The 10,248-nt window shown below is 31.2% G+C and carries 10 protein-coding genes and 1 pseudogene; 1 reads left to right on the top strand and 10 read right to left on the bottom strand.

The window, feature by feature from the left end; translation table 11 throughout:
• Positions 1 to 146 precede the first annotated feature (146 nt).
• Complete coding sequence (locus tag F553_RS0110965; protein WP_244263956.1) at positions 147 to 320, top strand: DUF554 family protein; 174 nt, start codon at positions 147 to 149, stop codon at positions 318 to 320.
• Positions 321 to 343: 23 nt separating this feature from the next.
• Here F553_RS0110965 and F553_RS0110970 read toward each other — a convergent pair whose 3' ends face one another.
• The 10 genes and pseudogenes from F553_RS0110970 to F553_RS11990 all read right to left on the bottom strand — a co-directional run.
• On the bottom strand, positions 344 to 1,426 hold the full coding sequence (locus F553_RS0110970) for a GntR family transcriptional regulator (RefSeq protein ID WP_008539385.1): 1,083 nt from the start codon (positions 1,424 to 1,426) through the stop codon (positions 344 to 346).
• Between the two features lie 170 nt (positions 1,427 to 1,596).
• Positions 1,597 to 1,995: a dihydroxyacetone kinase phosphoryl donor subunit DhaM gene (gene dhaM, locus F553_RS0110975; protein WP_019000132.1), complete on the bottom strand. Its 399-nt coding sequence runs from the start codon at positions 1,993 to 1,995 to the stop codon at positions 1,597 to 1,599.
• Between the two features lie 17 nt (positions 1,996 to 2,012).
• The gene (yjfF, locus tag F553_RS0110980; RefSeq protein ID WP_019000133.1) at positions 2,013 to 3,035 is read right to left on the bottom strand and encodes a galactofuranose ABC transporter, permease protein YjfF; all 1,023 of its coding nucleotides are present in this window, start codon (positions 3,033 to 3,035) and stop codon (positions 2,013 to 2,015) included.
• Entirely contained in the window at positions 3,032 to 4,069 is a 1,038-nt protein-coding gene (locus F553_RS0110985; RefSeq protein ID WP_019000134.1) for an ABC transporter permease, read from the bottom strand. Before F553_RS0110985 ends, yjfF begins: the two co-directional genes overlap by 4 nt.
• Positions 4,069 to 5,577, bottom strand: a complete 1,509-nt coding sequence (locus F553_RS0110990; RefSeq protein ID WP_019000135.1) for a sugar ABC transporter ATP-binding protein — start codon at positions 5,575 to 5,577, stop codon at positions 4,069 to 4,071. Before F553_RS0110990 ends, F553_RS0110985 begins: the two co-directional genes overlap by 1 nt.
• Positions 5,578 to 5,680: 103 nt before the next feature.
• Positions 5,681 to 6,706 carry an ABC transporter substrate-binding protein gene (locus F553_RS0110995; RefSeq protein WP_019000136.1) on the bottom strand — a complete coding sequence of 342 codons (1,026 nt, stop codon included), beginning with the start codon at positions 6,704 to 6,706 and terminating at the stop codon, positions 5,681 to 5,683.
• Between the two features lie 262 nt (positions 6,707 to 6,968).
• Positions 6,969 to 7,763 (bottom strand): HAD-IIB family hydrolase, encoded by a 795-nt coding sequence (locus F553_RS0111000; protein WP_019000137.1) that lies wholly within the window; start codon positions 7,761 to 7,763, stop codon positions 6,969 to 6,971.
• A gap of 84 nt (positions 7,764 to 7,847) precedes the next feature.
• On the bottom strand, positions 7,848 to 9,263 hold the full coding sequence (gene gndA / locus F553_RS0111005) for an NADP-dependent phosphogluconate dehydrogenase (protein ID WP_019000138.1): 1,416 nt from the start codon (positions 9,261 to 9,263) through the stop codon (positions 7,848 to 7,850).
• Positions 9,264 to 9,467: 204 nt separating this feature from the next.
• Positions 9,468 to 9,959, bottom strand: a pseudogene (locus F553_RS0111010) (GntT/GntP/DsdX family permease); the annotation flags it as partial.
• 78 nt (positions 9,960 to 10,037) lie between these two features.
• Positions 10,038 to 10,248 (bottom strand): zinc ribbon domain-containing protein (locus F553_RS11990; RefSeq protein WP_018999943.1); only part of this gene is annotated, 211 nt, incomplete at its 5' end.

Raw genomic sequence — 10,248 nt, forward strand, 5'->3', positions numbered from 1 at the left:
TCTTTGGAGAGATATAGTAAGACCTGCTATTTTAGTAGGCAAGTATCGTTTGTATCCAAGAATCCCCTGCATTTAGGCATGGGGAGTATGTCAATATACCTCAATTTATCATCATGGGCGGTCTTTTCTTTTGTTCGCAATTTTTAATGGTATTTATCTCTAATACTATGATTTTAGATTTTATTTCTATCGGTGGATTATTGACTATTATTTTAAGCTTGAATATGATTGGCATTTCTATTGTCAGCATTGTTAATATCTTGCCTGCTCTTGTCATTATTTTCCCTATATCTTATTTATTTTCTTTTATCTTTCTATAAAAAAAGCGAGTCATATGACTCGCTTAAAATGTTTTTACAGATTCTCTTTCTACTAGATTTGGTGGGAATTTCACACTGACATTCAAACTTGGATTTTCCATCAATTTCAAAAGTTGTATAGCCACTGTTTTTCCCATTTCTTTCTTAGGATGAGCAAAAGTTGTTAACCCAATAGCTGACTCTAATTCCAAATCATCAAAACTTATGATCGAAATATCATCTGGTATTTTTTTATCAATTTTAGTAAATAAATCGACTAAATATCTTGCTATCTGGTCATTATAACAAATAATGGCTGTAGCATCATTTAGACGTCTTAAGATTTCACGGTCTAATTCACCATTCATAATAAGTTTGATATCTTCTGTTGTATACCAAAACATATTTTTTTCTGATTGCAATAAATTATGTTTTTTCAAAGCATTAATCGCACCTGAATAACGCAATTGACCTTGCATATCATCAGATTTAAAAATACCAGCAATCTTTTCATGACCATGTTTTATGAGATATTCACCAGCAGATTGCCCTGCTAGATAATCGTCCATACGCACACTTGGTATATTCATTGGCGGATTAGTATCAGCATGGATAAACACACATGGTATTCCTGCTGATTTTATTTTTTGATAAAAATCTGTATTGATATATGGTATACCACTTTTTGATGGCTCAATAATTAAGCCATCAATATTGTTTTTCAACATAGTATCTAAAATATATGCTTCTTTTTCCACTCTATTATAGGTAAAAGCTAACTGCATGAAATAGCCGTTTTTAGTCAATACTTTCTCTATTCCTTGTACAATACTTGGAAAAATATAATCATCTAAATAAGTTAGAACAACACCTATATTTCTTGTTTTTTTCTTTATTGCTGATTTTGAAGCACATACATATGTTCCGCTACCACGTCTTCTCTCTAGCAATCCTTCGCTTTCTAGTACACTAGTTGCCTGTCTTACTGTTTGACGACTAATTGAGAATTTTTTTCCCAACTCATTTTCAGAAGGCAATCTCATGCCTACACTAAATTCTCCGCTTAAAATTTGCTCTCTTATCCAGTTCATTAAATCTATATATTTCGGAGCATCTGCCGTTGCCATTTCCACACCGTCCTTCCTTTTATAAATATAACAACTTCTTTTTTTATATTTATATGTGTATCTATATAGTTTACCAAATAACTACTAAATAATACAACTAATTATTAAAAATATTAAGATGGGGAAATATTGTAATATACAACATTCCCCCATTTTTTTACTATATGTGTTTATCCTCTTTTTGATACACTCTTTGCAGTTTCTGTCACATTTAATACAGTCATTAAATCGCTACCTTTTGCTGCTTCACTAGCTGCTGCAATAGCGCCTTCTACAATTGGAGCATCAGCTATTTTTACACGTTGATGCAACTGCATAGATAATCCTTCAATCGCTAATCCTGCTGATATGATAGAACTACCTACATCTGTAATGATAATTACACCATTTTGTCCATCATCTGCCTCTTCAATGGCTCGACAAATTTTTGCACTATCTGTGCCAAAACTACCATCAGCAGTACCTCCAGCAGCAATAATTTTCAATTCATTTGGGACTACTTTTTTTGCCATATCTCTAACACCTTCAGCAATGCTTACCATGTGTGAGACTATTACTATACCTACCATTATCTTCACCTCTATTTTTATTTATTACTTTCCATTGAACTCTTAGATGTTAATTTATTTTTATGTTCAGTAATTAATGCTTGCATAATGATAAATATACATAACAATGCACCAACTACGATTTTAGTCCACCAAGCAGACAATGTTCCCTGAAAAGTTATAAAGGTGAGAATTATACCTTGAATTAATACACCAAATATAGTACCTGGCATAAAAGCTACCCCACCAGTTAATAATGTTCCACCAATGACAGAAGAAGCGATAGCATCCATTTCCATGCCCATTGCATGTAATGTATATCCAGATAACATAGTCCAAGAATATACTACACCACCTAAAGCTGCACAAAAACCACTTATTACATATGCTAAAATTTTAGTTTTTGTTACAGGTAAACCCATTAAGGATGCAGAATTTTCATTACCACCAATTGCAAATATAGTTCTACCAAATTTTGTATATTTTAATACTATAATGGCAATAATTAATACAATTAATGCTACCAAAGCACCAACAGAAATAAATCCTGTTCCAAACATATTTATACGTTCTGAAGCAATAGCTACATAACTTGGATTATCAATATTAATAGTATCTCTAGAAATAACAGCTGTCATACCACGACAAAAAAACATACCTGCTAATGTTACAATAAAGGGTTGCATCTTAAATACTGAAATCAAATATCCTTGGACAAATCCTATAACAATACCAATTAATAAAACTAAACAGATAACTACAGGTATTGCAAGTTCTGTATTTTGTAATAAATATGCTAAACACATACATACAAGTGCAACAACTGCACCTACAGAAATATCAATACCACCACCACCAGTGATAATTGTAAAAGTTACACCAACAGTAACAATAATTAGAGATGCATTATCAATAAGCAAGTTCCAAAAAACTTGTGGTCTAGAAAAACCATTATACATCGCTATACCAATACCATATAGTACTATGAATAATATTACAGTTACAAAAAATTGAAAATATCTTGAGGCTATTGCGGAATTTATATATTGTTTCATATTCATGCTTTATCCACCGCCTTTACTGTATTTTTTTTGCTCTTATTAAAAATTTCACGGAAATGTTTAGATTGAATTAAACATAAAATAATTACAACAATAGCTTTTACTACTGGTAATTGGTCAGAAGCTACTCCCATTGCATACATAGTAGTTGTTAATGTTTGAATAGTAATAGCACCAATTATACTACCACCAATATAAAATTTACCACCACTTAATAATGTACCGCCTAAAGCTACTGCTAAGATAGCATCCATTTCCATATTTAACCCAGCATTATTGGCATCTGCTGCACGAATCAACGAACTTTCAATTAATCCTGAAACACCTGCACAAAAACCAGAAAAAGCATATACTAAAAAGATAATTAAAGCAACATTTATACCAGCATATCTACTTGCTGTTGGATTAATACCTACCGATTGAATAAACAAACCAAGAGATGTTTTTTTCAATATAAACACAACTAATGCTATCATTAAAATTGCAATAATAATTGGACTTGGAATTATATTACCTGGAATATTTCCACCAATATAGCTAAATGGTGCATAATAAACTGTTATAATTTGTCCTTCAGTAAGTAACTGGGCAATACCTCTACCTGCAACCATTAAAATAAGTGTTACAACCATTGGCTGTATCTTTATCTTTGCTACTAAAAAACCATTCCACATACCGCAGATAACACCAGCTGCAACAGCTGCAATCATAGCTACAATCATTGGATATTCAGCTACACCATCGCCTCTACCACCAATAAGACTACAACAAACAGCACCTGAAATAGCAACTACTGCACCTACAGAAATATCAATACCTGCTGTAGCAATAACAAAAGTCATACCTAATGAAAGAATAATCAAAGATGATGAACGATTTAAAATATCAAACACACGACCATATAATCTACCATCCTGTGTTATCTCAACATCTAAAAATCCTGGAACAAAAATAATATTAAAAATAACCAAAATTGCTAAAGCAACTAAAGGTAAAAAAATTGAACTAGATTTAAATTTTTTTAATTTATCCATTAAACTTCACCTCCAGCAATAGCTTTCATAATGTTTTCTGAAGTAACTTTGTCGCCTTCTATTTCTGCAACTTTTTTACGATCGCGAATAACTGTTATCTTTGTACAAGTTCTAATCATTTCATCCATTTCACTAGAAATAAATATAACAGACATACCTTTAGATTTAGCTAAAGCTACAGCCATTTTTTGAATTTCACTCTTTGTACCAACATCAATACCACGTGTTGGTTCATCTAATATTAATAAATTAGGTTCTGTTATAAGCCAACGAGCAATAATAACTTTTTGCTGATTTCCACCACTTAAATTACTTACTAATTGTTCTCTATCAGAAACTTTTATTTTTAATAATTGAATACAATCATCTGCAAATACTACCTGTTCTTTATATGGTATATATTTAAACATTCCTTTTTTAGCCTGTAATGCCAAAATAATATTTTCACGAACACTTAATGAACCTATTATTCCTTGTACTTTTCTATCTTCTGGACAAAATGCTATTTTTTCATTCATTGCTTCAATTGGATTTTTTAAATTAACTTTTTTACCATTAATTATAATTTCTCCTTTAGTAATTGAATTTACTCCAAATAGCAATTCGGCTGTTTCTGTACGACCAGAACCTAGTAAACCACCAAGACCAATTACTTCGCCTTTATGTATAGTTAAATCTACATTATTCAATTTACCAGTACAACCGATATTTTTAGCTTCAAGAAATACCTCATCTGATGGTACACTTTTAGCACCCATTTTATCAAATTCTTTTACAGAATCTAAATCTTTACCAACCATTTTAGCAATTAATTCTACCTGTGGTAATTTATCAATATCATATGCTCCAACTAATTCGCCATTGCGTAAAATTGTAATTCTACTACACAATTCATAAATTTGTTCTAAGAAATGTGAAATAAAAATTATTCCCATTCCCTTTTTTTGTAATTGACGAATAATGCTAAACAAACGTTTTGTTTCTTCTTCATCTAAACTAGATGTTGGTTCATCAAGAATTAAAATTTTAGCATCAACATCAACAGCACGTGCTATAGCTATCATTTGTTGAATAGCGACAGAATAATGATCTAGTGTTTTTGTCACATCAATATGAATATTTAGACTATTTAACAATTCAGCAGAACGTTTATTTATTTGTTTCCAATCAATAAAACCAAATTTTTTAGGTTCACGTCCAATAAAAATATTTTCTGCAACAGTTAAATTAGGGCATAAATTTACTTCTTGATATACAGTAGAAATACCACATTCTTGTGCTTCTTTTGGATTATTTGGTGAAATTTCTTTACCATTTAAAGTAATCGTACCACCATCACGATGATAAACACCTGTAAGAACTTTAATTAATGTAGATTTTCCTGCTCCATTTTCTCCCATTAATGAGTGAATTTCACCAGCTCGTAAAGTAAAATCTACATTAGATAAAGCTTTAACTCCTGGAAATATTTTATCTATATTTCGCATTTTTAAGAGAACATCACCCATATTCTCACCTCATTCAAGTAAAATTTTATACAAAATAAGCCGTACTTGCCGTTCAAGCCAAGTACGGCTTTTTACTATTTCTAGTAATTATTACACAATGAAATTAATATTTTCTTTCTGGTAATGTTTTTTCAGCAACATCTGCTGGGAAGACTCCTTCTTCCATATATACCATTTTATCTACTTGTTCACCATTTAAAATCTTCTTAGCTGTTTCCATGAGCAATGGTCCTTGTAATGGGTTGCATTCAACAGTACAATTTGATTTACCTTCAATCATAGCCTGGAAAGCACCTTTTACACCATCAACAGAAACAATTACAATATCTTTACCTGGCTGTAATCCAGCTGCTTCAATAGCTTGAATAGCACCTAAAGCCATATCATCATTTTGAGAGAATAAAATATCGATTTTATCACGACCACCAGATTTTAAGAAAGATTCCATAACTTCTTGACCTTTTTGACGTGTAAATTCACCTGTCTGAGACATTAAAATCTGATATTTACTTGCATCTGGAGATGCTTTCATTGCTTCTTCAAAACCTTCAGAGCGTCCAATTGCTACAGAAGAACCTACAGTACCTTCGAGTACTGCTATATTATATACACTACCTCCATCACGAGGTGTTTTATTTTGTGCTTTCATATATTGGTCAATCCATTCAAAAGCTTTTTTACCTTCAGCTTTTGAATCTGTACCTATTTTAGCTACATATAAATCCTCACTTACTTTTGCATCACGGTCAACAATAACTACTGGAATACCTGCATCTTTTGCTTCTTGTAAAACAGTATCCCAACCAGTTTCAACAATTGGTGTAAATGCAATTAAGTCTACTCCTTGTGCAATGAAAGAGCGAATTGCTTTTATCTGATTTTCTTGTTTTTGCTGTGCATCTGAAAATTGGAGATTTATTCCTGCATCTTTTGCTGCTTGTTTAATAGATTCTGTTTGTGCTGTTCTCCATTCAGATTCAGCACCTAATTGAGAATAACCTATTGTAATTTCTTTACCATCTTTTGCGGCTCCACTTTCAGTTCCACTACTAGAACTGTTATCACTTCCACATCCTACACAAAAAGCCAACATGGTAAGACCGGTTAACGCTGCTACTAATCTTTTCATAATTTCACTCCTTAATAATGTTTTATAAAAATTTTATGCTTGTAAATCCACCGGTTTATTTAACTTGCTATTATCATACAACTTTTTGATTAATTTTGCAATAGGTAATATATATTTATTTTAAAATTTTAAAAATATTTCAAAATAAACTATAACTTAAATTATATTTATACTAAAAAATCATAAATTCAGTTTATAAACATAACAAAAAAACCTAAAAGTGCATACATTTTATAGTATACATTTTTAGGTTTTTTATATTTTATAAATTATCTAATAACATTTCGCCTACGCTATCATACAACTTTGTTGCAACATTTTTAGCATGCATAGTTGCTGAATTTAAACTATATCCTTCAAATTCTTTTATCATAGGCACATCATTTTGAGCATCGCCTATTGTTAAAACCTGTTCAAAGTATTTATCTTTTTGTAAATTCAATAATTCTTTGACTCCTTGAGCTTTATTTATTCCCTTAGCACATATATCTATACAATTTAAATTCATATTAGCTAAGAAAGCTCCTTCAAATTCACTATTTATACGTTTAGCATAATTGTTAGCAATTTCTTCTGTTTCATAGGCTAAACTAATTTGTATTACATTCATTTCAGATAAAGCTTGTTCTACAGTTATTTTTTGAATGATATCTTGATTTTTATATTTTTCAGACTCAAAATACTTTAACAACTGTGATTTAGGGCTATTTATCGTTGTTCTCATTTTTTCTGCTGATGAAAATAAAATATGCCAACTTTCTTTGGCAATATCGCTATGAACAAGTTTTTCTAATTGAATTTTATCTAGAGGAAATGATTTTATTAATTTCAAATTCTTATCAAAAATTGTTCCACCATTATTACAAATTACAAAATCATAAGTAAGCTCTTGATTATTTACTTCATGCATTAAAGAATGAACATCTCTTCCACTACATAAAACAAAGATATTGCCTTTACTTCTCCATTCATTTACAGCTTCTATATTTATTTGCGGTATGATATCTTCATGGTGAAAATATAATGTCCCATCAAAATCACTAAATGCAATCTTCACTAAAAACGCCTCACTTTTAATTCATTCCAATACTTTATATTATAAAAAAAAAGCAGACAAAAGTCTGCTTTTTCTTTTTATATTTTATCTATCAAAATGTTTTTGCCATTGATGATGGAAAGAACCTTCTCTATCAATGCGTTTATACGTATGAGCACCAAAATAATCTCTTTGAGCTTGAATAAGATTTGCACCTACAACTTTTGTACTCAAACCATCAATATAAGAAATTGCATTGGCAAAAGCTGGTACTGGTACACCTGCTAAAATAGCTTTAGCTACAATTTTTCTTAAACATTGCTGATTATTTTTTACTTTTTCAGCAAAGAATTCATTTTCAATTAAATTATCTAAATTAGGTTCTTGCTGATAAGCATTAGTTATATTATTTAAAAATCTCGCTTGAATAATACAACCAGCTCTAAAAATAGAAGCAATATCACCTAAGTTTAAATTCCAATCATATGTTTCAGAAGCGCTTTTATAAAGAGCAAGACCTTGAGCATATGCTGCAATTTTAGCTGTATATAAAGAACGTCTTACATCTTCTACAAAATCTGCATCAATTTCTACAGGTAATACTTTTTTCAAACCACTTTCTGCTAATTGTTGACGTTTTTCATAGAAAGAACTGATATTTCTAGCATTGCAAGCACTTGTCATAATAGATGTATTCACACCTTGTTCTAAAGCAGCTAAGCTTGTCCAACGACCTGTGCCTTTTTGCCCTGCACTATCTAAGATTTTATCTACTAATTCGCCTTCGCCTAAATCATCTTTTTCTTTAAAGATATCTGCTGTAATACCAATTAAGAAGCTATTTAATTCACCTTGGTTCCATTCATTGAAAATATCTGCAATCTGAGAATTTTCATATCCACCAACATGTTTTAATAATAAATAAGCTTCAGCAATAAGTTGCATATCTGCATATTCAATACCATTATGCACCATTTTTACATAATGACCTGCACCGTTTTCACCAATATATGTGCAACAAGGTTTACCATCTTCAGCTTTAGCGGAAATAGCTTCTAAAACTTCTTTGATTTCTTTATAACTTTCTTTATTACCGCCTGGCATTAATGCTGGACCATTGAGTGCTCCCTCTTCACCGCCAGATACACCAACACCAAAATATTTAAATCCTTTAGAAGTTACATATTCATATCTTCTTTGTGTATCTTTAAAGAAGGAATTTCCACCGTCCATGATGATATCTTCTTTATCTAAATAAGGTAAAAGACTTTCAATTACACTATCTACTGCTTTACCTGCTGTTACCATGATAAAGAATTTGCGAGGACGAGTCATACCTTCCACTAAAGATTTTACATCATAAAAAGCTGTTATATTATCATGTGGATGATTTTTAATAAAAGCTTCTGTTAAATCTGGAGTATAATTATATACAGCTACTTTGAAATTATGATTTGCCATATTTAAAGCTAAACAGCTTCCCATTACACCCATACCAATAACTGCTATATTTGATTTCATAAATTTTATTTTCCCCCATTAAAAATTAAAAAAATATATCTATATTGTACAACTGTCTATCAAAAAAAGCTACCAATAAGGTAGCTTTTTTATTTTTCTCGTACAATATATTATCGCATGTCTAAAATTCAGCTACTAAATTATTCATAAAATACATTTATCTTCTTTATTTATAATTTATTTGCATAAAATCTTCAAAAACTATCAAAATAAGATTGCATTTAAAATCATTACACCAATAATACCTGCAACGGAAATAATAGTTTCTAAAGCACACCATGTGCGAATTGTTCCCTTTATAGTTAAGCCAAAGAACTCTTTAAATAGCCAAAATCCTGGGTCATTTGGTGGACTGAAAATTACACTACCTGCACCAACTGCTAATACCATAAGTTCTGGGCTTACACCAGTGAGTGGAATTAATGGTGCTACGATACCACCTGCTGTGAGTGCTGCTACAGTTGCAGACCCAACAGAAGTTCTGATAACAGCAGCAATCAACCATGCCATCAATAATGGAGACATATCTGAACCATGAATTAAACTACCGATATATGTTCCCAATCCACTATCAATTAAAATCTGTTTTAAAACACCGCCACCTGCAACAACAAGTAAAATCATCGCAATAGTTTTTACTGCATCTTCTACACTTGTCATTATTTCTTTCATGGATTTTCCACGATTTAAGCCAAAATTGACATACTCCCCATGCCTAAATGCAGGGGATTCTTGGATACAAACGATACTTGCCTACTAAAATAGCAGGTCTTACTATATCTCTCCAAAGAAGGTTGATGCCCCAACCTTCCATATATTTATAGCAGCATTTCTATCTCTATCGTGGCTGGTTTTGCACTTTGCGCAAATCCACTCACGAACTGCCAAATTTTTAGTTTCAGGATTTTTTGTACCACAAACATGGCAAATTTGCGAACTTGGATAGTATCTATCTATCTTTTGCACTATTGAGCCAATTTCTCTC

Source organism: Megamonas rupellensis DSM 19944 (assembly GCF_000378365.1).
GTDB lineage: Bacteria > Bacillota > Negativicutes > Selenomonadales > Selenomonadaceae > Megamonas > Megamonas funiformis.

What these genes read in the sequence shown, in the direction of transcription:
- F553_RS0110965 (WP_244263956.1), top strand. Translation starts at nt 147, where the DNA reads ATGGTATTTATCTCTAATACTATGATTTTAGATTTTATTTCTATCGGT.
- F553_RS0110970 (WP_008539385.1), bottom strand. Translation starts at nt 1,426, where the DNA reads ATGGCAACGGCAGATGCTCCGAAATATATAGATTTAATGAACTGGATA.
- dhaM (WP_019000132.1), bottom strand. Translation starts at nt 1,995, where the DNA reads ATGGTAGGTATAGTAATAGTCTCACACATGGTAAGCATTGCTGAAGGT.
- yjfF (WP_019000133.1), bottom strand. Translation starts at nt 3,035, where the DNA reads ATGAATATGAAACAATATATAAATTCCGCAATAGCCTCAAGATATTTT.
- F553_RS0110985 (WP_019000134.1), bottom strand. Translation starts at nt 4,069, where the DNA reads ATGGATAAATTAAAAAAATTTAAATCTAGTTCAATTTTTTTACCTTTA.
- F553_RS0110990 (WP_019000135.1), bottom strand. Translation starts at nt 5,577, where the DNA reads ATGGGTGATGTTCTCTTAAAAATGCGAAATATAGATAAAATATTTCCA.
- F553_RS0110995 (WP_019000136.1), bottom strand. Translation starts at nt 6,706, where the DNA reads ATGAAAAGATTAGTAGCAGCGTTAACCGGTCTTACCATGTTGGCTTTT.
- gndA (WP_019000138.1), bottom strand. Translation starts at nt 9,263, where the DNA reads ATGAAATCAAATATAGCAGTTATTGGTATGGGTGTAATGGGAAGCTGT.